Origin of the sequence: Providencia sp. PROV003 (assembly GCF_045040775.1) — a bacterium.
GTDB lineage: Bacteria > Pseudomonadota > Gammaproteobacteria > Enterobacterales > Enterobacteriaceae > Providencia > Providencia huashanensis.
Genome location: NZ_CP096369.1, coordinates 2,421,739 through 2,448,666 on the forward strand (window position 1 = coordinate 2,421,739; position 26,928 = coordinate 2,448,666).

The 26,928-nt window shown below is 41.4% G+C and carries 21 protein-coding genes; 18 read left to right on the top strand and 3 right to left on the bottom strand.

The annotated features are described in order from the left end of the window. Window positions 1–30: 30 nt before the first annotated feature. A complete protein-coding gene (locus tag M1F14_RS10980) occupies window positions 31–1,485 on the bottom strand; it encodes a tagaturonate reductase (RefSeq protein WP_048607853.1) in 1,455 nt (484 codons plus the stop codon). 368 nt (window positions 1,486–1,853) lie between these two features. Further along, a complete protein-coding gene (locus M1F14_RS10985; RefSeq protein ID WP_042844651.1) occupies window positions 1,854–2,759 on the bottom strand; it encodes a GntR family transcriptional regulator in 906 nt (301 codons plus the stop codon). Window positions 2,760–2,902: 143 nt separating this feature from the next. On the opposite strand from M1F14_RS10985, the gene M1F14_RS10990 reads away from it, so the two are divergent. Further along, window positions 2,903–3,919: a zinc-binding alcohol dehydrogenase family protein gene (locus M1F14_RS10990; protein WP_232370488.1), complete on the top strand. Its 1,017-nt coding sequence runs from the start codon at window positions 2,903–2,905 to the stop codon at window positions 3,917–3,919. Window positions 3,920–4,009: 90 nt separating this feature from the next. Here M1F14_RS10990 and suhB read toward each other — a convergent pair whose 3' ends face one another. Beyond that, window positions 4,010–4,813, bottom strand: a complete 804-nt coding sequence (gene suhB / locus M1F14_RS10995) for an inositol-1-monophosphatase (protein WP_042844648.1) — start codon at window positions 4,811–4,813, stop codon at window positions 4,010–4,012. Window positions 4,814–4,936: 123 nt separating this feature from the next. On the opposite strand from suhB, the gene trmJ reads away from it, so the two are divergent. The 17 genes from trmJ to ispG all read left to right on the top strand — a co-directional run bounded on the left by trmJ (window position 4,937) and on the right by ispG (window position 26,870). After that, complete coding sequence (trmJ, locus tag M1F14_RS11000) at window positions 4,937–5,668, top strand: tRNA (cytosine(32)/uridine(32)-2'-O)-methyltransferase TrmJ (RefSeq protein ID WP_042844647.1); 732 nt, start codon at window positions 4,937–4,939, stop codon at window positions 5,666–5,668. A 119-nt stretch (window positions 5,669–5,787) separates the two neighbouring features. Continuing rightward, window positions 5,788–6,285: a Fe-S cluster assembly transcriptional regulator IscR gene (iscR, locus tag M1F14_RS11005; RefSeq protein WP_004264917.1), complete on the top strand. Its 498-nt coding sequence runs from the start codon at window positions 5,788–5,790 to the stop codon at window positions 6,283–6,285. Window positions 6,286–6,407: 122 nt separating this feature from the next. Then, on the top strand, window positions 6,408–7,622 hold the full coding sequence (locus M1F14_RS11010) for an IscS subfamily cysteine desulfurase (protein WP_042844645.1): 1,215 nt from the start codon (window positions 6,408–6,410) through the stop codon (window positions 7,620–7,622). A 25-nt stretch (window positions 7,623–7,647) separates the two neighbouring features. Beyond that, window positions 7,648–8,034: a Fe-S cluster assembly scaffold IscU gene (gene iscU / locus M1F14_RS11015; protein ID WP_004264914.1), complete on the top strand. Its 387-nt coding sequence runs from the start codon at window positions 7,648–7,650 to the stop codon at window positions 8,032–8,034. 211 nt (window positions 8,035–8,245) lie between these two features. Then, complete coding sequence (gene iscA / locus M1F14_RS11020; protein WP_004264913.1) at window positions 8,246–8,569, top strand: iron-sulfur cluster assembly protein IscA; 324 nt, start codon at window positions 8,246–8,248, stop codon at window positions 8,567–8,569. Window positions 8,570–8,649: 80 nt separating this feature from the next. Continuing rightward, window positions 8,650–9,171: a co-chaperone HscB gene (gene hscB / locus M1F14_RS11025; RefSeq protein WP_042844640.1), complete on the top strand. Its 522-nt coding sequence runs from the start codon at window positions 8,650–8,652 to the stop codon at window positions 9,169–9,171. A 12-nt stretch (window positions 9,172–9,183) separates the two neighbouring features. Continuing rightward, the gene (gene hscA / locus M1F14_RS11030; RefSeq protein ID WP_042844638.1) at window positions 9,184–11,034 is read left to right on the top strand and encodes a Fe-S protein assembly chaperone HscA; all 1,851 of its coding nucleotides are present in this window, start codon (window positions 9,184–9,186) and stop codon (window positions 11,032–11,034) included. A 2-nt stretch (window positions 11,035–11,036) separates the two neighbouring features. Beyond that, a complete protein-coding gene (gene fdx, locus M1F14_RS11035; protein ID WP_042844637.1) occupies window positions 11,037–11,372 on the top strand; it encodes an ISC system 2Fe-2S type ferredoxin in 336 nt (111 codons plus the stop codon). A 1,025-nt stretch (window positions 11,373–12,397) separates the two neighbouring features. Beyond that, window positions 12,398–12,598, top strand: a complete 201-nt coding sequence (gene iscX, locus M1F14_RS11040) for a Fe-S cluster assembly protein IscX (RefSeq protein ID WP_004912658.1) — start codon at window positions 12,398–12,400, stop codon at window positions 12,596–12,598. A gap of 173 nt (window positions 12,599–12,771) precedes the next feature. Continuing rightward, on the top strand, window positions 12,772–14,067 hold the full coding sequence (pepB, locus tag M1F14_RS11045) for an aminopeptidase PepB (RefSeq protein WP_042844635.1): 1,296 nt from the start codon (window positions 12,772–12,774) through the stop codon (window positions 14,065–14,067). A gap of 124 nt (window positions 14,068–14,191) precedes the next feature. After that, a complete protein-coding gene (locus M1F14_RS11050) occupies window positions 14,192–14,644 on the top strand; it encodes an enhanced serine sensitivity protein SseB C-terminal domain-containing protein (protein ID WP_042844633.1) in 453 nt (150 codons plus the stop codon). Between the two features lie 310 nt (window positions 14,645–14,954). After that, complete coding sequence (locus M1F14_RS11055) at window positions 14,955–19,994, top strand: alpha-2-macroglobulin (RefSeq protein ID WP_181468612.1); 5,040 nt, start codon at window positions 14,955–14,957, stop codon at window positions 19,992–19,994. 74 nt (window positions 19,995–20,068) lie between these two features. Next, window positions 20,069–22,390, top strand: coding sequence for a peptidoglycan glycosyltransferase PbpC (gene pbpC, locus M1F14_RS11060; RefSeq protein ID WP_042844629.1), 2,322 nt, complete (start codon window positions 20,069–20,071; stop codon window positions 22,388–22,390). Between the two features lie 279 nt (window positions 22,391–22,669). Beyond that, window positions 22,670–23,095 carry a nucleoside-diphosphate kinase gene (ndk, locus tag M1F14_RS11065; protein ID WP_042844627.1) on the top strand — a complete coding sequence of 142 codons (426 nt, stop codon included), beginning with the start codon at window positions 22,670–22,672 and terminating at the stop codon, window positions 23,093–23,095. Between the two features lie 159 nt (window positions 23,096–23,254). Continuing rightward, window positions 23,255–24,436, top strand: a complete 1,182-nt coding sequence (locus M1F14_RS11070; RefSeq protein ID WP_042844625.1) for a bifunctional tRNA (adenosine(37)-C2)-methyltransferase TrmG/ribosomal RNA large subunit methyltransferase RlmN — start codon at window positions 23,255–23,257, stop codon at window positions 24,434–24,436. 201 nt (window positions 24,437–24,637) lie between these two features. Next, window positions 24,638–25,594 (top strand): cytoskeleton protein RodZ, encoded by a 957-nt coding sequence (gene rodZ, locus M1F14_RS11075; RefSeq protein ID WP_042844624.1) that lies wholly within the window; start codon window positions 24,638–24,640, stop codon window positions 25,592–25,594. A 157-nt stretch (window positions 25,595–25,751) separates the two neighbouring features. Beyond that, on the top strand, window positions 25,752–26,870 hold the full coding sequence (gene ispG, locus M1F14_RS11080) for a flavodoxin-dependent (E)-4-hydroxy-3-methylbut-2-enyl-diphosphate synthase (protein WP_042844622.1): 1,119 nt from the start codon (window positions 25,752–25,754) through the stop codon (window positions 26,868–26,870). The last annotated feature ends 58 nt before the right edge of the window (window positions 26,871–26,928 follow it).

Here is a 26,928-nt window from a genome sequence, read left to right on the forward strand (position 1 = left end):
AAAGTATCTCCTGTAGGGGGATTTATTGTTTTAAATAGTTTTTTTATATCTTTCACGTAAAGTGGATTCAGTGCCATTATGCAGAATAGCATTTATTTTTTGGCAAACATCTTCCTGTAATTGTGGAATTTCATTGAGATTTAAGCCCCATAAATCAGACATTGCTAAGACATTTTGGGTTAACTGCCTTGTATCCGAATCATAGAGGCTATCCCATTCTTTAAAACGTTTGAGCAAATAATCATCATCATTCAATGGGATTGATAATTGATTAAACTGCCCGCGATAAAAAACAATCAATGCCGCGAGTGAGAATGCAATGCAATAAGGGATTTGATTGTATTGGTTAGAATAAGAGATTAATTGAGGTAATAGCCGAGTTTTAAACTTGGTTAATGAATTAAGAGCGATAGAGAGTAATTCATGCTCTATAAATGGGTTGTTAAAACGGTCGATAACTGCGGATGCGAAAGCATTTAACTCCGTAGGGTCTTGAGATAACACAGGGATCACTTCGTTACCGATTAAATCCTTAGTGAAGGATAATAAAATGGGGTTAGATGTGGCCTCACGTACAGTTTTAATTCCTGCTAAATAAGCGACAGGTACCATTGAGGTATGTGCGCCATTCAAGATAGCGACTTTACGCTCTTTGTAAGGTTTAATGTCATCGACAATCTTTATGTTTAATGGCAATTCATTTAATTTCAGTTTTTTCTCTAATTCTTTTGGTCCTTGAATAACAAATAGATAAAAATATTCAGCGGTAACTAAAAACTTATCTTTATAACCTAACTCTTTTTCTAATTTACCGATTTCATTTTTAGGATAACCTGTCACTATTCTATCAACTAACGTAGAGCAAAAGGTATTGTGGTTATTCAGCCACATGATGAAATCATTAGGTAGATTCCAGTCCTCTGCGTGTTTATTGATAAATTCTTTTAATTTTTCACCATTATAATCGATTAATTCACAAGGGATGATTATCAATCCTTTGCTTTTATCACCATTGAAATGCTGATAACGGTGGAAAAGAAATTGAGTCAATTTTGCAGGAAAACTACTTGCAGGCCTATCGTCCAAGCAAACATCTTGTTTATAAACAATACCCGCTTCGGTCGTATTGGAAAAAACCCACTGTAAGTCTGGGTTTTCCGCACAACTTAAAAATTTATCATATTCAGAATAAATAAGAATTTCGCGATTAACGGAATTGATGATCCTGACATTTGAAACACTTTGTTGTTGTTCGTTGATTCCCCTAGTGATGGCGGTATATAAACCATCTTGCTCATTGATTGACGGGTGTGTTGAATCAATCGGCCTGACAATTGTTATGCCGCTATTAAAGTCTGTTTTTTCATTCAGTTGATCAACCATCCAGTCAATAAATGCCCGTAAAAAGTTACCTTCCCCAAACTGAAGAATTTTTTCTGGGTACTGCTTATTAGCCATTGATTGCCGATTCAGGTAATTATCCATGACTATTCCTCGAGTTATTATGTGTATTATTCATCTGGTGTGGGTTCAGACTAGAAGTATTTTTTTTTACGGACTATTAATTGCATCAATTTTGTGGGGTCAATGGCTTTTTGGTGTTTTTAATGTGTTTTTTATCAATTAAAAACATGGTTTTTATCTTTGTTAAAATGGTGATTATTATTATTTTTTATATAATTATATGATAATTAAGAAATATATTATTTTTTGGGTAAGTGAGGATGATTGGTTTTTTATGATTCTATTGTTTTTTTAGTGAAAAATTCAGGTTAAACGTGGAGGAGGGAATAATAATAGTAAGTCATAGGGCGCTCAATTAGTTTTTAATCAAGCGCTTGGATTGAATAGGGTTATTCATATGTCTGTTGTATCGAATTGATCATAGTCCGTTTAGCAGTATCTAAATGGTGACGAAGTTCATTCATCGCGACAATATCATTACGGCTAATTAAAGCACTTAAAATAGTCATGTGTTCTTCGATAGCAAGGACGTTTCTTTCTTTTAAGTCTGACTCATCCCACTGGTATTGGAAGTGGAATATAACAGTAATAATTTCAAGTGATTGGTTAAAAAAGGGATTGTTGGCTCCCGATAAAATAAGGCTATGTAATTCATAGTCTAACTGGGAAAAATCACGATAATTAATCGTGACTGTTTCGCGCAATGCCCTATGTTTAAGTAATAATTCTTTGGCTAAAATCCAACGGTGGTCATCCGCGGGTAAATTTAAAAAATGCGTAAGTGCATTTGTTTCAAGCAACTCCCTAAATTCAAAGAGTTTCTCTGCATATTCGCGAGAAAATTTCATCATGTGCCAGTTGCCTCTATGGGTATTTTTAATTAACCCATATCGAGAAAATTCAACCAAAAATTCCCTAACCACACTGGAGTTAACATGGCTTTTCTTGGCGAGTTGTAACTCTGTAAAAGTATCCCCAGGCATCAGTTCTTTGCGTTTAATCATTTGGTAAAACGCTTTTTCGAATAACACAATTTGCTGATCTGGCAGGCTTGATTCAACTGGGAAGAAATCAGTTTTGTTTGGGTATCGAATAACGTGATATTCATTACCTTGTTTTTCAACAATTTTTTTCTCTAGTAAATATTCAATCGTGTGCCTGACAGTTGTACGACTGATATTAAACATTTCCGCTAAGGAAGATTGAGAAGGAAAAGGCGAAGTTAACAAATTTTTATGAATAGCATCTAAAAATTCATTAATAGAAGCGTAGCGCAAATTTTTACTTCTCACCATTTTGAGGTCCCTCTAATTGATTTTTATTCTTAAAAAACCGATTTAAAACCGATTTTAAAACATTTAATCACAAAATCTGCTTGTTTAATATCTAGATTATGTTTTTTAAATTAAAAAAGACAGATAAATTGATGGAGGATGATATGAAGCAATTGATTTGTCGGGAACCTAAAAAGCTAGTCTATCAGCAAGTTGAAGAGCCAGTGGTCAAAGCCGGTCAGGTAAAAATTAAAATCCATGCTATTGGAATTTGTGGCACAGATATTCATGCATGGGGAGGAAATCAACCTTTTTTCCAATATCCTCGCGTATTAGGGCATGAGATTTCGGGGACCATTTGTGAAGTCGCTTCTGATGTAACTCAGTGGAAAGTAGGGCAACGTGTTGCGGTAATGCCTTATGTTGCTTGCTACGAATGTGGAGCTTGTAAAAGTGGTAAAACGAATTGCTGCGAAAAAATCTCAGTTATAGGTGTACATGAAGATGGGGGGTTTTGTGAGTATTTAAATGTCCCAGAGAATAATGTATTGGCAATCGCCGATACTGTTAGTGATATTGATGGGGCGTTAATTGAGCCATTTTCTATTAGTGCTCACGCGGTAAGGCGTGCGCAAGTGAAATCTCAAGATACGGTTTTGGTCGTGGGCGCAGGGCCAATTGGTTTAGGTGTTGCTGCTATTGCTAAAGCAGATGGTGCTAACGTGTTAGTTGCAGATACCAGTGCAGCAAGGCGCCAGCACGTAGAAAAGGTGCTGGGAGTCACAACCTGTGACCCAGCGGATGAAATGTATTTATCTGTCATTGAAGAAAATTTCCAAGGGCAGTTAGCGGAAAAAGTCATTGATGCGACGGGGAACCCGCATGCGATGAATAGCGCCGTTAATTTAATTCGCCACGGTGGGATAGTGGTATTTGTTGGCTTGTTTAAAGGCAATTTATCTTTTTCAGATCCCGATTTTCATAAGAAAGAAACCACAATGATGGGAAGCCGTAATGCAACGCTTGAAGATTTCAATAAAGTAGCGAAGTTGATGTCGGAAGGTAAGCTAACAAGTGAGATGATGTTAACTCATCAATTTGATTTTAATACCATTGGTGAGCGCTATGAGAAAGATGTTATTAATAATCGTGAGTTAATTAAAGGGGTTATTTTATTTTAAGTCACATTCGTTAAATTACATGCAAAAAAATGCCCACTTAAGACAGCTTGAACTGTAACTTGTTGTGGGCTTTTTTCAAACGGGGGGTAATTAGCGTTTAAGGGCTTCTGATAATTCGTCTTTCATAACGGATAATATATCTTTAACCACTCGTGGGCTACCAGCAACCAAGTTACCTGAAGCTAAATAGTTATGGCCACCGACAAAATCAGTCACAATACCACCTGCTTCACGCATGATCAGCTTGCCACCTAAGAAATCCCAAGGTTTTAAACCAATTTCGAAGAATGCATCAACACGGCCTGATGCGACATAGCATAAATCTAACGCTGCGGAGCCTGTGCGGCGAAAATCAGCACATTTATCAAACATAGCCGTCATAATTTTCATATAGGCAGGAGCATGTTGCTTTTGTTTGAAAGGGAAGCCAGTTGCGACAATAGCTCCGTCAAGGCCACGTTTTTCATCGATACGAATGCGGTAACCATTAAGTTGCGCGCCTTGACCACGAACTGCGCTGAACAGTTCATTACGCATTGGGTCATAAACAACGGCAACCTCAGTACGGCCTTTAACGCGCACAGCGATAGAAACAGAAAAATGGGGAAGGCGTTTTGTGAAGTTAGTCGTGCCATCCAGTGGATCGATTACCCATTGAATATCGTTATCTTTACCTAATAACTCACCGCTTTCTTCAGTGATAATAGTATGATCAGGATATGACTTACGGATGATTTCAATAATCAACTGCTCAGATTCTTGATCAACGTTAGTGACAAAATCGTTAGCGCCTTTTTGAGTCACTTTGATATTACTAGGCATTTCATAGTTTTTAGCTATGTGATTACCGGCCTTACGTGCGGCACGTATGGCGATGTTAAGCATCGGATGCATGGGCTTTTTCCACTGGAATGTTAAAGAACGAAAAACAAGAGAGCCGAATTATATAGATGTTCGTCACAATAAGCAATTTTGTGTTAAACTGTGCCGATAATTTTTTCATTAAACGTATAAACCATGTTAGATAATATCCGTATTGTTCTTGTTGAGACCTCACACACTGGTAATATGGGCTCGACTGCCCGTGCAATGAAAACCATGGGGCTTTCAAATCTTTATCTTGTTAATCCTCTTGTTGAGCCTGATTCACACTCAATCGCACTTTCCGCAGGGGCAAGTGATGTTATCGGTAATGCCACGATCGTCAAAACGCTCGATGAAGCCTTAGAAGGGTGTAAATTAGTCATTGGTACTAGTGCTCGCTCTCGTACATTGTCGTGGCCCATGGTTGAGCCTCGTGAGTGTGGTGTAAAATCAGTAAACCAATCAAAAGAGTCGCCAGTGGCGATTGTTTTTGGTCGTGAACGTGTTGGCTTGACTAACGAAGAGTTACAAAAATGCCAATATCACTTATATATTCCCACCAATCCTGAATATGGGTCATTAAATTTAGCGATGGCTGTTCAGTTGGTGAGTTATGAAATTCGTATGGCTTATCTGGCTATGGATGAAAAAAATGCGGTAATATCGCCGGATGATGAGGTAGAATACCCGCCATCAGAAGATGTTGAGCGTTTTTATGTCCATCTTGAGAGTGTTCTACATGAGTCAGGTTTTATTCGTAAGGCACATCCAGGCTTAATTATGAATAAATTACGTCGCTTGTTCACCCGTGCGCACATTGAAACTCAAGAGTTACATATCTTAAGGGGTATCCTAACGTCGATGGAAAAATGGGCGAAAAAGTGAGGCTAAACTCGTGGTAAAAGTAGGTGAATAATACTTGAGTAAAATAGTCAGGTAAATAGTTGACTAAATTAGTCAGGAATGTCACAATCTTGCTATAATTTACCACGGAGTAATATGTTATGAGACTCACTTCCAAAGGGCGTTACGCGGTAACAGCGATGTTAGATGTCGCGTTACATTCTCAGTCAGGTCCAGTACCTTTAGCTGATATCTCTGAACGTCAGGGAATTTCCCTCTCTTATCTTGAGCAACTTTTCTCTCGTTTACGCAAAAACGAGCTAGTTTCCAGCGTCCGCGGTCCGGGTGGTGGTTATTTGCTTGGCAGAGACGCAGACCAAATTTTTGTTGCTGAAGTCATTGCTGCGGTTGATGAATCTGTTGACGCGACTCGTTGTCAAGGTAATAAAGAAGGTTGCCAAAATGGTGACCGCTGCTTAACCCACGCATTGTGGCGTGACTTAAGCGATAGAATCACAAGTTTCCTTAGCAGCATTAGTCTTGACGAATTGGTTAAAAACCAAGAAGTCATGGTTGTTGCTGATAGACAAGATAATGAACAGCGTAAAACCATGCCAAATGGAATAACACCTGAATCTATTATCAATGTACGTGCTTAAAAAATATATTAAAAATTGCAGTCGGTACATTTTGGTGAGGTTTTAGACGAAGAGCTAGCACCCGCTATTTGTACCTTTAAAAATTAAAGGCAAGCTATATTGACCTTTGGAGTATGTGAGCAATGAAATTACCAATTTATCTTGACTATTCAGCAACAACACCCGTCGATCCACGTGTTGCTGAAAAAATGATGCAATGTTTAACAATGGATGGGAACTTCGGTAATCCAGCATCCCGTTCTCACCGTTTTGGCTGGCAAGCCGAGGAAGCGGTTGATATTGCTCGTAACCAAATAGCTGAATTAGTGGGTGCTGACCCACGTGAAATCGTCTTTACATCAGGTGCAACAGAGTCTGATAACTTAGCGATTAAAGGCGCTGCCAATTTCTATAAAAAGAAAGGTAATCACATTATTACGTGTAAAACGGAACACAAAGCCGTTTTAGACACTTGCCGTCAATTAGAACGCGAAGGTTTTGAAGTGACTTATTTGTCACCACAAAGCAACGGTTTAATTGCCATGCAAGATCTCAAAGATGCTATCCGTGAAGACACAATTTTAATTTCAATTATGCATGTTAATAATGAAATTGGTGTTATTCAGGATATCGAAGCAATCGGTGAATTATGCCGTAGCAAAGGGATTATCTTCCACGTTGATGCGACTCAAAGTGTAGGTAAATTACCTATCGACTTGAACGCATTAAAAGTCGATTTAATGTCATTCTCTGCTCACAAACTGTATGGCCCAATGGGCATCGGTGCACTATACGTTCGTCGTAAACCGCGTGTGCGTCTTGAGGCACAACAACACGGTGGCGGTCATGAGCGTGGTATGCGTTCTGGTACATTAGCGGTTCACCAAATTGTCGGTATGGGCGAAGCGTATCGTATTGCAAAAGAAGAGATGGCATCTGAGTCCGAGCGTTTACGCGGGTTACGCTTACGTTTATGGAATGGCATTAAAGATATCGAAGAAGTTTACCTCAACGGTGATTTAGAACACGGTGCGCCGCACATTCTGAACGTCAGCTTCAACTATGTTGAAGGTGAATCACTGATGATGTCCTTGAAAGATTTGGCTGTTTCTTCAGGTTCTGCATGTACATCTGCAAGCCTAGAACCTTCTTATGTACTACGTGCTTTAGGGATGAATGATGAGCTAGCACACAGCTCAATCCGTTTCTCTTTAGGTCGTTTCACGACAGAAGAAGAAATTGACTATGCAATCAAAATGATTCATGGCGCAATTGGCCACTTACGCGAGCTGTCTCCTTTATGGGAAATGTTTAAAGACGGCGTAGATCTTAACAGCATCGAATGGTCTCACCATTAATCAGACGGTTTCAGGAGTATAAAAAATGGCTTACAGTGAAAAAGTTATCGATCATTATGAAAATCCACGCAACGTTGGTTCGTTTGACAACAGCGACCCAAGCGTAGGCAGTGGTATGGTAGGTGCACCTGCCTGTGGTGATGTCATGAAATTACAGATTAAAGTAAATGATGACGGCATTATTGAAGATGCACGCTTTAAAACGTATGGTTGCGGTTCAGCTATTGCTTCAAGTTCATTGGTTACAGAGTGGATGAAAGGCAAAAGCTTGGATGAAGCTGAGTCAATCAAAAATACAGCAATCGCAGAAGAGTTAGAATTACCGCCAGTGAAAATTCACTGCTCAATTCTAGCTGAAGATGCCATTAAAGCTGCTATTGCTGATTACAAAAGCAAACGCCAAAGCAAATAGGTATAAATGTTAGTGTATAGGGCAACCAATATTAATAAATAACAAAAGTTATCGTCCTATATCTGACAGATTATCCGTAATCATTTGGGGTGAATATCGCTGAGGGAAGTTAACACTCATCAGCTCAATGATGACGGATATAAAATAATTTGAAGGCGGATGCGACTAATCGGTAGCATCTGCCTTATTTGTTTCTAAAGTGAGGTTTGCAATGTCTATTTCTCTTACAGAAAGTGCGGCGCAGCGAATTCAATCTTTCCTACAAAACCGAGGGAAAGGTGAAGGCTTGCGTTTAGGTGTAAGAACTTCTGGTTGTTCAGGAATGGCTTATGTCCTTGAGTTTGCTGATATAATCAATGAAGAAGACACGGTTTTTGAAGACAAAGGTGTTAAAGTTATCGTCGATGGTAAAAGCATTGTTTATCTTGATGGTACCGAGCTGGATTTTGTAAAAGAAGGCTTAAACGAAGGGTTTAAATTTAATAACCCTAACGTCAACAGTGAATGCGGATGCGGTGAAAGTTTTCACGTATAATTCCTTCATATAAGCATGATTTTCGACCGATGTTGCTAATACTGGCGGCATTGGTTACCGGTTCGAGAAACTGAGCACTTATGGATTATTTTACTCTTTTCGGGTTAACTCCCGTTTACGCTATTGATAGCGAACAGCTAACGCAGCGCTTTCAAGATTTACAGCGTCAATACCATCCTGACCGTTTTGCAACTTGTTCCGAACAGGAAAAGATGCAAGCACTTCAAAAGGCTGCAACGATTAATGCGGCTTATCAAGCCCTTCGTCACCCGCTTAAGCGCGCGGAATATATGCTTTCATTGCATGGTTTCGATATTAATAATGAACAACATACCATGCATGACACTGCATTTTTGATGGAGCAGCTTGAATTACGTGAAGAATTAGACAATATCGAAAATAATGCTGATGCACTTGAACTACTGAGCACGTTTATGAAAAACGTCAAGCAAATGCAACAAACAAGAAGTGTGTTGATGGTAACCGAACTGGATGCCATGCAGTGGGAAAAAGCCGCTGATACCGTACGTAAATTGCGTTTTCTCGATAAGCTACAGCAACAGGCTGAGCAACTCGAAGAACGGTTACTAGGCGAATTTTAAGAGAAAACGACTATGGCTTTATTACAAATCAGTGAACCGGGAATGACTGCTGCTCCACACCAACGTAAATTAGCAGCGGGGATTGACCTAGGAACCACTCACTCTTTAATTGCAACGGTACGAAGTGGTGAAGCCGCCGCATTACCTGACAACCAAGGGCGTTTTTTATTGCCTTCTATTGTGAATTATCAAGCAAATAGCAAACAAGTTGGTTGGGAAGCTAAACAACTAGCTGAGCAGGACCCGGTGAATACGGTTATTTCAGTAAAACGTATGATGGGGCGGTCATTAGCAGATATTCAAAAACGCTATCCTGATTTACCTTATCAATTGAGTGCCAGTGAAAATGGTTTACCATTTATTCAAACTGCTGCGGGCCAAGTTGACCCAATCCAAGTTTCTGCTGATATTTTAAAAACACTCGCTAAACGCGCACAAGAAACTCTTGGTGGTGAAATGGATGGCGTCGTGATCACCGTTCCTGCCTATTTCGATGATGCACAGCGTCAAGGTACCAAAGATGCCGCACGTCTTGCTGGTTTACATGTGCTACGTTTACTCAATGAGCCGACGGCTGCGGCGATTGCTTATGGGTTAGACTCTGGGCAAGAAGGGGTAATAGCGGTTTATGACCTCGGCGGTGGTACATTTGATGTGTCTATCTTGCGCTTAAGTCGTGGTGTGTTTGAAGTATTAGCGACTGGTGGTGATACAGCGCTCGGCGGTGATGATTTTGACCAACTTCTTGCCGAGTGGATTGCCAATCAAGCTGGCGTTTCACTGCAAGGTGATCATCATTTAAATCGTCAATTATTGAATATTGCGACCAAAACAAAAATTGCGTTGAGTGATGCAAATACTGCGACCATTGATGTCGCTAATTGGCATGGTGAAATTCACCGTGAGCAATTTAATGCATTGATTGAAAATCATGTTAAACGGACATTGTTAGCCTGCCGTCGAGCATTGAAAGATGCGGGAGTTGAGGCAGAAGAAGTGTTGAATGTGGTGATGGTCGGGGGCTCAACGCGTGTGCCATTAGTTCGCCAGAAAGTGGGTGATTTTTTTGGAAAAGAACCACTGACCTCAATCGACCCTGACAAGGTTGTGGCCATTGGCGCGGCTATCCAAGCCGATATTCTAGTTGGGAATAAGCCTGACAGTGATATGTTATTGCTAGATGTTATTCCCCTGTCCCTTGGTTTAGAAACCATGGGGGGGCTTGTAGAGAAAGTGATTCCGCGCAATACCACTATCCCAGTCGCTCGTGCCCAAGAATTTACTACATTTAAAGATGGCCAAACGGCAATGAGCGTGCACGTAGTACAAGGTGAGCGTGAAATGGTTGCCGATTGCCGTTCATTAGCGCGTTTTACCTTGCGTGATATCCCGGCAATGGCTGCGGGGGGCGCACATATTCGGGTAACTTTCCAAGTTGACGCGGATGGGTTATTAAGTGTCAGTGCGATGGAAAAATCCACGGGTGTAGAAGCTTCTATTCAAGTTAAGCCATCTTATGGGTTAACGGATAATGAAATTTCAAGCATGATTAAAGATTCAATGTCAAACGCGCAAGATGATCTTAATGCGCGCCGCTTAGCGGAGCAAAAAGTTGAAGCGGCAAGAGTGCTTGAAAGTTTAACGAGTGCATTAGCGCAAGATGCCAATTTACTGACGCCAACAGAAGAGTCGGAAATTGATAATGCAGTCAATGAGTTAATTAAAGCGGTCGAGGGGACTGACCCGGCCGTAATTGAAAATGCCATTAAACAACTGGATAAGCAATCGCAGGATTTTGCTGCGCGTCGTATGGATAGCTCTATACGCCAAGCGCTGTCAGGCCATTCTGTGGATGAGATATAATTATGCCTAAAATAGTTTTTTTACCTCATAGTGATTTATGCCCAGACGGTGCGGTTGTTGAAGCACAAGAAGGCGAGTCTATTTTAAATGTTGCATTACGCAGTGGTATCGAACTCGAACATGCCTGTGAGAAATCTTGTGCTTGTACGACTTGCCATTGTATTGTTCGTGAAGGTTTTGATTCATTGGAAGAAAGCAGTGAGTTAGAAGACGATATGCTAGATAAAGCATGGGGCTTAGAACCTGAGAGCCGACTGAGTTGTCAGGCGCTGGTGACTGATGAAGATTTAGTGGTCGAGATCCCAAAATATACGATCAACCACGCCCGTGAACACTAATGCTCGTCATATTTCGCGCTGTCGCGGTGTTGGCTTCTTTCAAGTATTCGGGTCACATACTTGTGTATGCTCCCCGAGATACTTTCAATTGCCGCCTAGCGACAACGCGAACTATTTAGAGCATTGAACTATTTGTTATATTTCGCACTGTCGCGGTGTTGGCTTCTTTCAAGTATTCGGGTCACATACTTGTGTATGCTCCCCGAGATACTTTCAATTGCCGCCTAGCGACAACGCGAACTATTTAGAGCATTGAACTATTTGTTATATTTCGCACTGTCGCGGTGTTGGCTTCTTTCAAGTATTCGGGTCACATACTTGTGTATGCTCCCCGAGATACTTTCAATTGCCGCCTAGCGACAACGCGAACTATTTAGAGCATTGAACTATTTGTTATATTTCGCACTGTCGCGGTGTTGGCTTCTTTCAAGTATTCGGGTCACATACTTGTGTATGCTCCCCGAGATACTTTCAATTGCCGCCTAGCGACAACGCGAATTATTTAGAGCATTGAACTATTTGTTATATTTCGCACTGTCGCGGTGTTGGCTTCTTTCAAGTATTCGGGTCACATACTTGTGTATGCTCCCCGAGATACTTTCAATTGCCGCCTAGCGACAACGCGAATTATTTAGAGCATTGAACTATTTGTTATATTTCGCACTGTCGCGGTGTTGGCTTCTTTCAAGTATTCGGGTCACATACTTGTGTATGCTCCCCGAGATACTTCCAATTGCCGCCTAGCGACAACGCGAATTATTTAGAGCATTGAACTATTTGTTATATTTCGCACTGTCGCGGTGTTGGCTTCTTTCAAGTATTCGGGTCACATACTTGTGTATGCTCCCCGAGATACTTTCAATTGCCGCCTAGCGACAACGCGAACTATTTAGAGCATTGGACTATTTGTTAATATTTCATGCTGTCGCGGTATTGATGCTTTCAATCACAGGTAGCAGAGCGAGCGAATTATTTTGCACATTGAAGTGTAGATGAAAGCTTGATAATCAAATTAGTGAGGGAGTATGAGCTTAAAATGGTCAAATAGCCGTGAAATCGGTGAAGCATTATATGATGCATTTCCTGACGTTGATCCGAAAACCGTGCGCTTTACGGATATGCACCAGTGGATTTGCGACTTAGAAGAGTTTGATGATGACCCGCAAAAATCGAATGAGAAAATTTTAGAAGCGATCTTGTTAGTTTGGCTGGATGAATTCGAATAAGTGGTTTTTTCATCTAAAAACCGAGTGGCTATTAAGAATAGTGCTCGGTTTTTTTATTTTGCATCAGCACTATAATGATATCCCTAGTATTATTTATCAGTTAAGGTAACAGCAAGTGCGGGCAATCTATTGGGCTTTTGCTGTCCGCAAAAATAGACAAAGTGAGAAAAACGATGACAAAACAAATTATGCCAGTAATGATTTCTTGTGAGCCAGCAGCACCATGTTGGGGTGAAGGCGCATTGTTAAGCTCTAGCGATAACGGCATGACAATCCACCTGAAACACGCTGGGAAATTATGTGCTGTGCAAAGTGCTGGCCGTAAATTAGATGGGCAAGGTATTCGCAATGTTGCCTTAACCGGTGAGGGCTGGGACTTAGAAAAAAGTTGGGCATTTTGGCAAGGTTTTCGTGCACCGAAAGGGGCTAGAACTATTGAATGGCCTGTGTTACCAGAAGAAGACCGTAAAGAATTAGAAAACCGTATTCGTACTGTTGATTGGGTACGTGACGTCATTAATGCTCCGGCTGAAGAATTAGGGCCAGAGCAATTAGCAAAACGCGCTATTGACCTACTTTGCACCGTGGGCGCTCAAGATATTAGCTATCGCATTATCAAAGGTGATGACTTATTAGCTCAAGGTTATACGGGTATTCATACTGTTGGTCGTGGCTCAAGTCGCCCACCAGTATTCTTAGCTTTAGATTACAACCCAGGTGCAAACCCTAACGCGCCAGTTTTTGCAGCTCTAGTTGGTAAGGGTATTACCTTCGATTCGGGGGGCTATAGTATCAAGCCATCTGCTTCGATGAACTCAATGAAAGCGGACATGGGCGGGGCTGCCACTTTAGCAGGTTCATTGGCTCTAGCGATTTCACGCGGTTTGCAAAAACGTGTGAAAATGTTCCTGTGTATTGCAGATAACATGGTGAGTGGCAACGCATTTAAGTTAGGCGATATTATCCGTTACCGTAATGGCAAATCCGTAGAAATCATGAATACAGATGCTGAAGGGCGTTTAGTGTTAGCTGATGGCTTAATTGATGCGAGCAAAGAAAACCCGACACTGATTATTGATGCAGCAACCTTAACTGGTGCAGCAAAAATGGCAGTAGGTGGGGATTACCATTCAGTTTTAAGTTTCGATGACAAGTTAGTCGCTGATTTAATGAGTGCTTCAAATGAGGAATTTGAATTATTTTGGCGTTTACCATTAGCTGAATTTCATCGTCAGCAGCTACCGTCAGGTTTTGCTGATCTCAACAATATTGCTGCGCCATCTCATACTGCTGGGGCAAGTACAGCGGCGGCATTTTTATCCCATTTTGTTGAAAACTATCGCCAAAACTGGGTACATATTGATTGCTCGGCAACTTACCGTAAGTCTCCTGTTAGTTTATGGGCAGAAGGCGCAACAGGTATTGGTGTGAGAACACTGGCAAACTTGTTAATCAGTAAATCAAAATAACCCCCACGGGTTGACAATGGGCACGAGAAGAATACTTTTCGTGCCTATTTTTTACCTAAGCGATTTTTACCTCAATGAAAGTGCGAGTATAATCAGCAATTATTTTTAATAGCAGGGGATGGCAATGTCGCAGCAATCGAATAATAACAGTTCTATCCAAGAAACTGAGATCCAATATACTGAGTTAACCGTACCAAAAGGCTCATCACTTAAGCTAAGTGCTTTAGAAGAACAGCCACAAGCAATTGTCGATGCACTATCTGAGTTTTTTAAACAACACAAAGTCGTAAGACGTGGGTTTATAGTGTCGGCAGTTGAGGATGAAGCTAGCGAAGAAAACCCAATTTTGTTGGTTGCATTGGAATTTACCGCGGGGGCTGAAAATATTGATGCAATTATTCATGATGCTGGGACATTAGCGTGTGATTTCTTAGCAGATAACGAATCGATTGATTTTTGTATCGTTAATGAACATGAAAAAGGGGTTAGTCATTTTATTACGCAGCATGTCCAGCCATTTTATCAACGCCGTTTAGGCAGTTTTCTACGAGATACTATCCCTGTCAAAAATACCTGATAAATAATATCTGAGTGGGAAAGTGGTTTTTTCTCACTCATAAATAAAAAATAGTCTTGAATAAACTTTTTTCTGCTTTCTATTGATAAACATCCCACATTCTTACGGTATTTTTTCCTAAAGGTTTTTTCCGTTTTGTCTGATAGGTGTTTTTATAACACTCTGTTAAATTATATTGATGAAAGAAATAATTATTGGAAAACATCACTAATACATAAATTTAGTCATTTCCTAGTATCTAGTGGGTTTTAACTTCCTGTTAAAACCATAAAAAAATAGAAAAAATTAACTTATTAAAGGGCGGGCGGTAATGAAACAACAATCAGGTTGGGCTTCATTGGCGGGTCTAAAAACGAAAAAACGTTATCTTGCAATAGCATTAGCATCAGTCATGGCGTTAGTGGGGTGCGATAATATAGAAGACACCACTAAAAATGAGCAAAATGTGTCATCTACGGCACCAGAAAACCAAACCAAAACAGCACCTGTTGCAGAACAAAAAAAGTCAGCACCAAAGCTTTCTACTGAAGAAATGGTAAAAAAATACGCAGGGAAAGACTTAACAGTGTTGGATGCATCTGAATTACAGCTTGATGGTGCTAGCGCCATGGTGGTGACTTTTTCAGTACCATTACAAGCAGACCAAGACTTTGGTCAGTATTTAAACTTAATTGATGTGAAAACAGGTAAGCTGGATGGTGCTTGGGAACTATCTGATAACCAGATGGAATTACGTTTTCGCCATCTTCCACCTTCAAAAGAATTAAATTTATCGATTAACCCAGGTATTAAAGCGGTTAACGAACGCACACTCTCTGAGAGTTTTAATAAAAAGCTGACAACTGCCCAGATCATTCCAACCGTTGGCTTTGCGAGCAAAGGTTCTTTATTGCCAAGTAAGGTTGCTCAAGGCTTGCCAGTTATTGCATTGAATGTTGATAAAGTTGATGTGAATTTTTTCCGTGTAGACGAAAAACAACTACCGCAATTTTTGGCGAAGTGGCAATACCGCAGTAATTATGAATATTGGTATTCAGAAGAGTTTCTTGACAAAGTTGAACTGGCTTACACCGGTCGGTTTGATTTAAACCCGGATAAAAATACACGACAAACGATTTTATTGCCGTTAAAAGACATCAAAGAACTACAGCAAGATGGCGTTTATTTAGCCATCATGCAAAAAGCGGGGAGCTACAGTTACCAATTCCCAGCTACGGTATTCACATTAAGTGATATTGGAGTGTCATTACACAGCTACCAAGACCGTGTCGATATATTCACTCAATCATTAGAGAAAGGCTCTGCAATTAAAGGCGTAGAGTTACGTATTTTGGATGACAAAGGCCAGTTAGTCACAAAAGGGACAACGGATGGAGATGGTCATGCGCAATTAGACAAATTGGCGGGTGGGAAATTATTACTGGCAACCCATGATGGGCAAACCAGTATGATTGATTTAACACAACCTGCGCTTGATTTATCGGAATTCGACATTTCAGGGCCAGAGGGCTACGCAAAGCAATTTTTCACCTTTGGGCCTCGTGATTTATACCGCCCAGGCGAACTATTATTAGTCAATGGGTTATTACGTGATGGGGATGGTAATCCCGTTAAAAGCCAACCCGTCAAGGTGGACGTATTAAAAACGGATGGGCAAGTTGTAAGAAGCTTTGTTTGGCAACCGGATGAAAAGCAAAATGGCTTATATCAGTACCAATTTGAAATCCCTAAAAATGCAGAAACAGGTGGTTGGTCATTACGCTTTGATTTAGGAGATGGTTCACCGCAACGCTATTATAAATTCAATGTTGAAGATTTTATGCCTGAACGGATGGCATTAGAAATCGAAGGTAGTGATGTTCCTCGTTTAACGGATCAGTCAGTAGATTTTGATATTCAAGGGCGTTATTTATACGGTGCGCCAGCGGCAGATAACCAACTGCAAGGGCAAATTGTATTAAAAGCGGATCGCGAAGCTGTAGCTAAACTCCCCGGTTTTGAATTTGGTGCCGTCAATGAGGAAGGTTTACCGCGTAAACTGGATGAGTTTGACCTGACACTCGATAGCAATGGGGAAACGGTCATCTCAATTCCAAACAGTAATTGGAGTTCAATTCGTTCACCGATTTCAGCTGTTTTACAAGCCAGCTTATTAGAAGCGGGCGGCCGCCCAGTAACGCGCCGCGCTGAGCAGGCTATTTGGCCAGCAGACAAGCTGGTGGGTATACGCCCATTATTTGCTAAAAAAGAAATTTACGATTACCGCACTGACCGCTATGTAAAACGCCATAATGTGGATGAAAACTCATTAGCAGAATTCGAATTAGTCATGGCAGATGCGGCGGGTAATAAATTGGCTGCAGAAAACTTAACAGCTCGTTTAGTGTATGAGCGCCGTGATTATTATTGGAGTTGGTCTGAAAGTGGTGGCTGGTCATCAAATTATGATCAAAAAGATTTAGTGATGGCGAATGAAAACATCACGATAGCTAAAGATGGTACTGCAAAAGTATCATTTCCAGTGGATTGGGGTGCTTTCCGTTTAGAAGTGGTTAACCCAGAAAATAAATTGGTCACTAGCCTTCAGTTTTGGGCCGGTTACTCATGGCAAGATAACACTGGCGGCAGTGGTTCCGTTCGACCTGACCAAGTGAAGCTAAGTCTGAATAAACCAGCTTATTTACCGGGTGAAAAGGCGAAAGTGCGCATCGAATCACCAAAAGCCGGGAAAGGCTATGTATTGTTGGAGTCGAGCAACGGCCCATTATGGTGGCAAGAAATTGACGTGCCTGAAAAAGGTTTAGATATTGAAATTCCAGTCAATAAAGAGTGGGCTCGCCATGATTTATATGTCTCCGCGGTTGTCGTGCGCCCTGGGGATGATTCTAAAGAAGCAACCGTGAAACGTGCGGTAGGCGTGCTTCATCTCCCTATTGCAGATGAAAACCGTAAGATTGCATTGGCACTAAGTGCACCAAATAAAATGCGCCCAAATCAAGATTTAACGGTAAAAATCAAAGCGACAGCACAAGACGGCAAGCCATTACCTGAAAAAGTGAATGTGTTGCTATCTGCGGTTGATACGGGTGTATTAAATATCACTGATTTTAAAACGCCAGACCCATACGATGCTTTTTTGGGTCGTAAACGTTATAGCGTGGACCAATACGATGTTTATGGCCACTTGATTGAAGGGCAAGGTAAAATTGCCAACCTACGTTTTGGTGGGGATAGCGAAGACGCTGCGATAGAGCGCGGTGGGATGAAGCCACTAACCGAAGTACAAATCATTGCTGAGCAAGCAACACCTGTGACCCTAGATAAAAACGGAGAAGGGGAAGTGAGTTTGGCTATCCCTGATTTTAACGGTGAATTACGTGTGATGGCGCAAGCGTGGAATGAAAAGGATTTCGGGCACGCAGATAGTAAAGTCACGGTTGCAGCGCCTTTAGTGACACAGATGTCGATGCCACGCTTTATGGCCGGAGGCGATAAGTCTTACTTTGCCCTTGATTTGACGAATATGACTGACAACACGCAAAACGTGACGGTCAATTTCAAGGCATCAGGAATGGTGAAACTTGATGGTGCTAGTAGCCGTGAATTGCAACTTCCTAAAGGGAAACGTACAACACTAACGTTACCAGTAAAAGCTGACTATGGTTTTGGTGAGGGTGAGGTTTCTATGACCATCAATGGCATGACGATTGATGGTGAAGCCAATAAAGAATATAGCAATAGTTGGAAAGTGGGGGTACGTCCAGCACAGCCAGCTGAAACTATTTCCTTCGCGACATCGATTGAACCGGGGAATGTATGGTCGTTACCGACTAACCAAATCGCAGGCCTACAGCCGGATACGATTGAAGGGCAAGTCTTGTTAACCAGCCGTCCTCCATTAGATATTTCCCGCTATATCAGGGAATTATTTGCTTATCCATACGGCTGTTTGGAACAAACGATTAGTGGGTTATATCCATCGTTGTTCTCAACTCAAGCTGAATTGAATAAGTTAGGGATCAAAACACAAACCGATGCCGACCGCCATAAAGCGATTGAAATTGGTATTCCACACTTATTGAGTATGCAACGTAATGACGGCGGTTTCTCACTGTGGGATAGAAATGGGCGTGAAGAGTATTGGTTGACGGCCTATGCTGCAGATTTCTTAAATAAAGCCAATCAGCGCGGGTTTACCGTACCTCAAGAAGCATTAAGTAATGCTAATACGCGTTTGTTAAGTTATTTGCAAGATGGTAATCAAATCAATTACCCATATACAGAGAATCAAGCGGGAGCTCGTTTTGCGACCCAGGCCTACGCAGGTTTAGTGTTGGCATCGCAACAAAAAGCACCTTTAGGCGCATTACGTCAGCTTTATAACCAAAGTAGCCATGCTGCAAGTGGTTTACCGTTAGTTCAGCTTGGTGTTGCTTTGAATCTAATGGGCGATAAAGCACGAGGCGAAAGCGCTGTTATTGATGGGTTGAAAAAACAGCGTAGCCGTTATAGTTATGTTGGTGATTATGGTTCGGTGATCCGCGATGATGCGATGATTGTTGCGTTATTAAATGAATATAATTTAATGCCAAAATCACGCGATCAAAAATTGCAGGTTTTATCTAATAATCTGATATCTCAGCGTTACTTCTCAACTCAAGAAAGCAATGCATTGTATTTAGCAGGGCGTTTCTACTTAAATGAAAGCGAATCTCCGTGGAAAGCGACGGTCAATGGTCAGGAACCACCAATGGTTTCAGATAAACCCGTAAGTGAGTTCTTGAGCAAAGATCAGCTACAGACTGGTTATAGCATTGAAAATAGTGGCACTAACACCCTATATACGCGTTTAAATGTAGTGGGTTATCCGCAGCAGTCACCAAAACCAAGCTCAAATGTGTTAGGTATCTCTCGCAGTTACTACGACATGAAAGGTAACCGTATTTCATTAGATAGACTCAGAAGTGGTGAAATGGTGGTGGTTAAACTTGAAGTTCAAGCGTCACAAAGTGTGCCTGATGCGTTGGTGGTTGACTTACTGCCAGCAGGCTTAGAATTGGAAAACCAAAACTTAGCAAACAGCAGCGCTAACTTAAGTGAATCAGCACCAAATCTTCAAGAATTAATTGATGATATGCAACAATCACAAATCCGCCATATGGAATACCGTGATGATCGCTTTGTTGCTGCCGTTGAAGTTCAGAAATATCGGCCGACAACATTGGTGTATTTAGCGCGCGCAGTGACACCGGGTGTGTATAGCATCCCTGTGCCACAGGTTGAATCAATGTATGTACCTGAATGGCGTGCGACAGGTTATTCTGATGGCCAACTAGAAATCGTTCGTTAATTGTCACCTAAAGCCCTTATATTGGAGTTAAGATATAAGGGCTTTTTTATTTCATCATCTTGGTACATCCATCAATGAAAAAATGGTTACGTCGCACCACCTTTACACTGTTACTGTTAGTTATTTTTCTGCCATTACTATTTTTTATTGCAGACAAGATTTGGCCTTTGCCAATTAAAAAAATAGAAATGGCACGAACAGTCGTGGCGGCGGACGGAACGCCTTTATGGCGCTTTGCGGATAAAGAAGGGATTTGGCGTTTTCCTGTCCAGTTGGAAGAGGTTTCGCCGGATTTTATCGAAGCATTGTTAACCTATGAAGACCGTTATTTTTATCGTCACCCTGGGGTAAACCCGTTTTCATTAGTAAGAGCAGCGGGGCAGTTGGTGAGTTCAGGTCGTATCGTGTCCGGTGGGAGTACTATCTCCATGCAGGTTGCTAGGCTAATCGACCCTCACGAAAGAACGCTTGGCGGAAAATTAAAACAACTCTGGCGTACCGCTCAACTTGAATATCATTATTCTAAAGACGAAATTCTTGAGATGTATTTAAATCGCGCACCATACGGTGGGACGATAGAAGGTATTGGGGCTGCTAGCTGGGTCTATTTAAACAAAGCCCCTGCCAAATTAACGGCAAGTGAAGCTGCATTATTTGCGGTTTTACCTCAGGCTCCAAGCCGTTTACGACCAGACAGATACCCAGAAAGAGCGCAAGCTGCTCGTGATAAAGTGCTGGATAGGCTAGAAGAATACCAAGTATGGAGTGCGGAAAAAGTTGCTGATATTAAACAAGAACAAATTTGGTTAGCACCGCGGAAAAACCCGCATTTGGCTCCTCTATTGGCTCGACGAGTCACTAAAGACACCCAAGAACCAATTATTGAAACTACCATTGATGCCAGTTTGCAAAGGCAATTGGAAGATATGGCTATGAATTGGAAAAACCAATTGCCCAAGCAAACTTCGCTGGGGATTTTGGTGGTTGATCATACTGATATGAGTGTAAAAGCCTATATTGGGTCAATCGATTTCTTAGATGATAGCCGTTTTGGTCACGTCGATATGATTAGTGCATGGCGTTCACCGGGGTCTACGCTGAAACCTTTTTTATATGGGTTAGCGATGGACGAAGGCTTAATTCACGCAGAATCACTCTTACAAGATGTTCCAAGGCGGTTTAATGATTATCGACCGGGAAATTTTGACAGTGGTTTTAATGGCCCAGTCAGTGTGAGTGATGCGCTGGTTCGTTCCTTAAATTTACCGGTAGTCCAGTTATTGGATATCTACGGTAGTAAACGTTTTACAGCGCAATTACGTAATGTTGGAACTGAGTTACGTTTCCCATTGGGAAGCGAACCTAACTTATCGTTGATCTTAGGCGGAACTGCAACTCGCATGGAAGATTTAGTCTCTGCGTATAGTGCATTTGCCCGCAAAGGTCATGTCTCACCTTTGCGGTTTAAACCGTCAGATCAAATCCGAGATAGGGTACTAATGTCACCGGGGGCGGCATGGATAGTGCGACGCATTATGGGGGGAGAAGCACGCCCAGTGCCTGATGAGAATTTATCAGGACAATTGAATTTAGCTTGGAAAACAGGGACTAGCTATGGCTATCGTGATGCATGGGCGATAGGGGTTAATCCACGTTATACTATCGGTGTTTGGGTTGGGCGTCCTGATGCGACACCCGTGGCGGGGCAGTTGGGTTTTGCGACCGCGATTCCGATAATGAACCAAGTAAATGCCATGTTGCTGAGTAAAATATATTCATCCCATCAACCGTTGCCAAAAGATATTAAACCCGCCAGTGTCAGCCAAGCTGTGATTTGTTGGCCGGGAGGGACATCATTATTGAAAGACGACAGTAATTGCCGTCAACGGCGGTTAAGTTGGATTTTGGATAATACCATCCCGCCAACCTTGATGGCGAGGGACCAAGAATCGTTATTAGGTTTAAGACAAAAAGTCTGGGTTAATGACAAAGGGTTACAAGTCGCAGCCGATTGCCCGAATTCGCAAGAAAAAGAAGTCCACTTATGGCCCATTACGGTAGAGTCATGGTTACCAGCAAGTGAGAAACGAGTTAATCGTTTACCAAAAGTAGACCTAACTTGCCCACCCCTCAAATTGGAAATGCCACCCTTATTAATTTCAGGCGTGCGTGATAGCGAAGTTTTACAACGTTTACCCGGGAAAACGAGCTTGGATTTACGTCTCGTCACTCAAGGTGGGCAGGGTGAAAAATGGTGGTTCCTAAATGGCGAGCAAGTTAACACGACAGAGCAAAATGGTTCAATTTTGCTGACACTTGATAAAGCAGGGAGCTACCAAGTTTCTGTATTAGATCTAAGCGGTCAAGTGGCGGCAATTAACTTTAGAGTTCGATAATAGTTGAAAAACGTGACTTACCCGAAAAAATAGTGTTTTTTGCTATAAAAAGTTTAACAAAATGTTGATGTGACTGTAGGAAATTGTAATCAGAGCCCCTATAATCATCGCCTTATTTTTCTTTTTCCTAGGTGTGCTTAATTTTAAAGCCTAAAAACCTAATATCAGAAATAGAAATAATATAAAAAACTACAACATGCCCCTATTTCACGTTCTTGAATCCTAACTTACAGGGAAGAGCAAAGAATAAAGGCCTAATAAATCGCTAAGAGGTTATTTATGACTGTTCAACGTACATTTTCTATTATTAAACCAAACGCTGTGAAGAAAAACGTCATCGGTGCTATCTACAACCGTTTCGAAAGCGCAGGTTTTTCTATCGTTGCTGCTAAAATGATGCATTTAACTCGTGAGCAAGCTGAAGGCTTCTACGCTGAACACAAAGGTCGTCCTTTCTTTGAAGGTCTGGTTGAATTTATGACTTCAGGCCCAATCATGCTGCAAGTGTTAGAAGGCGAAAATGCAATTCAACGTCACCGTGACCTGATGGGCGCAACTAACCCAGATAACGCATTAGCGGGGACTTTACGTGCAGACTACGCTGACAGCTTCACTGAAAATGCAACTCACGGTTCAGACTCTGAAGAATCTGCTGCACGTGAAATCGCGTATTTCTTCACTGCTGACGAAATTTGCCCACGCTAATACACTTTACATAATGCATTAGCATTATTGTTGTAAAGTTTGTACAATGCGACGCCCTGCTATTATTAGCGGGGCGATTATCTTTTTAAGACTGCAAAATTACGTCGTGCTATAATAAATGTTAGCACTGCCGAAAGTGTAATAACGAGGCAATACATCATGTCTGATATGACGACAGCTGCACAATGTGCAACTTCTTCCGCTATTTCTGTCACACCAGAAAAAACGAACCCAAAAACGAATTTACTTGATTTAAATCGCAAACAGATGCGTGAATTTTTTGCACAGATGGGTGAGAAACCTTTCCGTGCGGATCAGGTCATGAAGTGGATTTATCACTATTGCTATGATGATTTCGATCAAATGACCGATATTAATAAAGTCCTGAGAGCAAAACTGAAAGAAGTCGCGGAAATCCGTGCTCCTGAAGTATCTGAGGAACAACGTTCATCTGATGGCACCATTAAATGGGCGATAAAAGTAGGAGATCAGTTGGTTGAGACGGTTTATATCCCAGAAGCAGACCGTGCAACGTTGTGTGTTTCTTCACAAGTTGGTTGTGCGCTGGAATGTAAATTTTGTTCTACGGCACAGCAAGGGTTCAACCGTAACTTGCGTGTTTCAGAAATCATTGGTCAAGTATGGCGAGCGGCGAAAATTATTGGTTCGTTGAAATCCAGTGGTCGTCGTCCAATCACTAACGTTGTTATGATGGGAATGGGCGAGCCATTACTGAATCTGAACAATGTGGTCCCAGCCATGGAAATTATGTTAGATGATTTCGGTTTTGGTTTATCTAAGCGCCGAGTTACGATTTCAACATCGGGTGTTGTACCTGCTTTGGATAAACTAGGCGATATGATAGATGTTGCCTTAGCCATCTCATTACATGCTCCGACAGACGATATTCGTGATGATATTGTTCCAATCAATAAGAAATATAACATTGAAACATTCCTCAACAGTGTAAACCGCTATTTAACAAAATCGAATGCAAATGCTGGGCGGGTTACGGTTGAGTATGTGATGTTAGATCACGTTAATGACAGTGTTGAACAAGCACATCAACTGGCGGAATGTTTAAAAAACACACCAAGTAAAATCAACTTGATCCCATGGAACCCATTCCCTGGTGCACCATATGGTCGCAGCTCAAATAGCCGGATAGACCGTTTCTCTAAGGTGCTGATGGAATATGGTTTTACAACGATAGTCCGTAAGACTCGTGGTGATGATATTGACGCAGCATGTGGCCAGTTAGCGGGTGATGTGATCGATAGGACAAAAAGGACTTTGAAAAAACGTATAGCAGGGGAACCTATCAAGGTAAAAACAGTCTGATTTATAGATATTATCTAATCAGTGAGTTAGGTTATGTTTCGAGGCGTTTTACAGTTAGGCAAAACGTCTTTGTTCACCTACAATAGTTGAAGCAATATGATAAATTTAACTGTTGTTTCAAAACTATGATAAATTCTGACGAATAAAGCTACTGAATAGTTGCTTTATATTTTTTTAACTTGGAAATAGTGTTGCCAGCAAATGACTATCGAAAATAATACCGAACAAACCACTGTGACTGTAGGACAATTATTGGTGCAAGCTCGTGAGCGCATGGGGTTAACACAAGATATTGTCGCAGAACGATTATGTCTCAAAGTAAGTACGGTAAATGAGATAGAACAAGATATTCCCCCCGCTGGCGTGGAACCTACATTTTTACGCGGTTATATTCGTCTATACGCACGTATGGTGGGTGTGGCTGAAAGCGAAATTAAAGACTTAATGAAAACGGAAGAGCCTGTTCCGTTAGCAAAAGTTTCTCCAATGCAAAGCTACTCACTAGGCAAACGACGTAAAAAACGTGAAGGCTGGTTAATGAAACTGACTTGGTTAATCGTAATTGTACTGATTGCGATGGTCGGTATCTGGTGGTGGCAGGATCACAACGCGCAAAAAGACGAGTTAGTCTCGATGGCGAGTCAGAACGATTTGATATTGTCTCAGCAAGATAACAATACAACCCCTGTTGACTTACCAAGTCCTACAGGTGAAGCACCTATCGGGGCTGCAATATTAGAAAATACCCCAGAAACATTGGCTCAGCAACCGTCGACTGCGGCTCCTTCATCGGTTAATCCAGTGGAAGAAAATGCGCCAGTGAAGACTATTCCACTACCGAATGCGGCCCAAACAACGAATGCGTTAGACCGAACGCATTCGGCTGAAAATACAGAAATTGCACCTGTTAGCAGTAGTGCGCTAGTGTTAAATTTCACGGGGCAGTGCTGGTTAGAAATTCGTGATGCGAATAATAAAATCTTATTTAGTGGTACTAAAAATAATGGTGATAAGCTCGAACTCGATGGCGCACAGCCTTATCGCTTAAATATTGGTGCCCCTGCGAATGTCACAGTACAATTCCAAGGTAATGCGGTGGATTTAAGCCGTTTCATCAAAGCGAAACGCCCTGCTAAATTGAAATTACCTGAAGCTTAAAGTATGACGAATAAAAAGAGGCAAACTATATCCGAAAACATCTTTTATGATAGTTTATAGTTTGCTTTCTTGTGTATAGTGAAACCAGTAAGACGAAATTGTTAACACTATAACACGGTATAAAAGAGCACATGGACGTTCGGAGAATTAAAGAAAAATGCATAATGAATCACCGATAAAAAGACGTAAATCCACTCGAATTAACGTAGGCAATGTGCCTATAGGCGATGGCGCACCCATCGCAGTTCAATCAATGACGAATACCCGCACAACGGATGTTGATGCAACGGTACAGCAAATTAAATCCCTTGAACGCGTTGGCGTAGATATTGTTCGTGTTTCAGTCCCCACTATGGATGCAGCTGAAGCATTTAAATTGATTAAGCAGCAGGTCAATGTGCCATTAGTGGCAGATATTCATTTTGATTATCGCATTGCCCTTAAAGTTGCAGAATACGGCGTTGATTGCTTGCGCATTAATCCAGGTAATATTGGTAGCGAAGAAAGAATACGCCAAGTTGTTGATTGTGCACGTCACTACAATATCCCCATTCGAATCGGTGTTAATGGTGGTTCCCTTGAGAAAGACATTCAAGAAAAATACGGCGAGCCTACACCAGAAGCGCTAGTCGAATCAGCGATGCGCCATGTGGATATTTTGGATAGACTGAACTTTGATCAGTTCAAAATCAGCGTGAAAGCCTCTGATGTCTTTTTAGCCGTGGGGTCTTATCGCTTATTGGCAAATAAAATTGATCAACCCTTACATTTGGGGATCACCGAAGCTGGTGGCGCACGTTCAGGCTCGGTTAAATCTGCAATTGGCTTAGGTATGTTATTGTCGGAAGGTATTGGTGATACCTTGCGAATTTCATTAGCCGCAGACCCAATTGAAGAAGTAAAAGTCGGTTTTGATATTCTAAAATCATTACGAATTCGCTCTCGCGGTATCAACTTTATTGCTTGCCCAACCTGTTCACGTCAAGAGTTTGACGTCATTGGGACCGTTAATGCTTTAGAACAACGTCTAGAAGACATTATTACGCCAATGGATGTCTCGATCATCGGTTGTGTGGTTAATGGCCCAGGTGAAGCCGAAGTTTCAACACTTGGTGTTGCAGGGGCGAAAACTAAAAGCGGTTTCTATGAAGATGGTAAGCGGCAAAAAGAACGCTTTGATAATGATAATATTATTGACCAACTTGAAGCGAAAATCCGTGCTAAAGCGGCGATGATGGATGAGAGTAACCGGATCGAAATTAACCTAAAAAATTAATTAGGTAAATAAACTGGCTCGTATAGAGCCAGTTTTTACATTTATCAGGCTATTAATG

What these genes read in the sequence shown, in the direction of transcription:
- M1F14_RS10980 (WP_048607853.1), bottom strand. Translation starts at nt 1,485, where the DNA reads ATGGATAATTACCTGAATCGGCAATCAATGGCTAATAAGCAGTACCCA.
- M1F14_RS10985 (WP_042844651.1), bottom strand. Translation starts at nt 2,759, where the DNA reads ATGGTGAGAAGTAAAAATTTGCGCTACGCTTCTATTAATGAATTTTTA.
- M1F14_RS10990 (WP_232370488.1), top strand. Translation starts at nt 2,903, where the DNA reads ATGAAGCAATTGATTTGTCGGGAACCTAAAAAGCTAGTCTATCAGCAA.
- suhB (WP_042844648.1), bottom strand. Translation starts at nt 4,813, where the DNA reads ATGCATCCGATGCTTAACATCGCCATACGTGCCGCACGTAAGGCCGGT.
- trmJ (WP_042844647.1), top strand. Translation starts at nt 4,937, where the DNA reads ATGTTAGATAATATCCGTATTGTTCTTGTTGAGACCTCACACACTGGT.
- iscR (WP_004264917.1), top strand. Translation starts at nt 5,788, where the DNA reads ATGAGACTCACTTCCAAAGGGCGTTACGCGGTAACAGCGATGTTAGAT.
- M1F14_RS11010 (WP_042844645.1), top strand. Translation starts at nt 6,408, where the DNA reads ATGAAATTACCAATTTATCTTGACTATTCAGCAACAACACCCGTCGAT.
- iscU (WP_004264914.1), top strand. Translation starts at nt 7,648, where the DNA reads ATGGCTTACAGTGAAAAAGTTATCGATCATTATGAAAATCCACGCAAC.
- iscA (WP_004264913.1), top strand. Translation starts at nt 8,246, where the DNA reads ATGTCTATTTCTCTTACAGAAAGTGCGGCGCAGCGAATTCAATCTTTC.
- hscB (WP_042844640.1), top strand. Translation starts at nt 8,650, where the DNA reads ATGGATTATTTTACTCTTTTCGGGTTAACTCCCGTTTACGCTATTGAT.
- hscA (WP_042844638.1), top strand. Translation starts at nt 9,184, where the DNA reads ATGGCTTTATTACAAATCAGTGAACCGGGAATGACTGCTGCTCCACAC.
- fdx (WP_042844637.1), top strand. Translation starts at nt 11,037, where the DNA reads ATGCCTAAAATAGTTTTTTTACCTCATAGTGATTTATGCCCAGACGGT.
- iscX (WP_004912658.1), top strand. Translation starts at nt 12,398, where the DNA reads ATGAGCTTAAAATGGTCAAATAGCCGTGAAATCGGTGAAGCATTATAT.
- pepB (WP_042844635.1), top strand. Translation starts at nt 12,772, where the DNA reads ATGACAAAACAAATTATGCCAGTAATGATTTCTTGTGAGCCAGCAGCA.
- M1F14_RS11050 (WP_042844633.1), top strand. Translation starts at nt 14,192, where the DNA reads ATGTCGCAGCAATCGAATAATAACAGTTCTATCCAAGAAACTGAGATC.
- M1F14_RS11055 (WP_181468612.1), top strand. Translation starts at nt 14,955, where the DNA reads ATGAAACAACAATCAGGTTGGGCTTCATTGGCGGGTCTAAAAACGAAA.
- pbpC (WP_042844629.1), top strand. Translation starts at nt 20,069, where the DNA reads ATGAAAAAATGGTTACGTCGCACCACCTTTACACTGTTACTGTTAGTT.
- ndk (WP_042844627.1), top strand. Translation starts at nt 22,670, where the DNA reads ATGACTGTTCAACGTACATTTTCTATTATTAAACCAAACGCTGTGAAG.
- M1F14_RS11070 (WP_042844625.1), top strand. Translation starts at nt 23,255, where the DNA reads ATGTCTGATATGACGACAGCTGCACAATGTGCAACTTCTTCCGCTATT.
- rodZ (WP_042844624.1), top strand. Translation starts at nt 24,638, where the DNA reads ATGACTATCGAAAATAATACCGAACAAACCACTGTGACTGTAGGACAA.
- ispG (WP_042844622.1), top strand. Translation starts at nt 25,752, where the DNA reads ATGCATAATGAATCACCGATAAAAAGACGTAAATCCACTCGAATTAAC.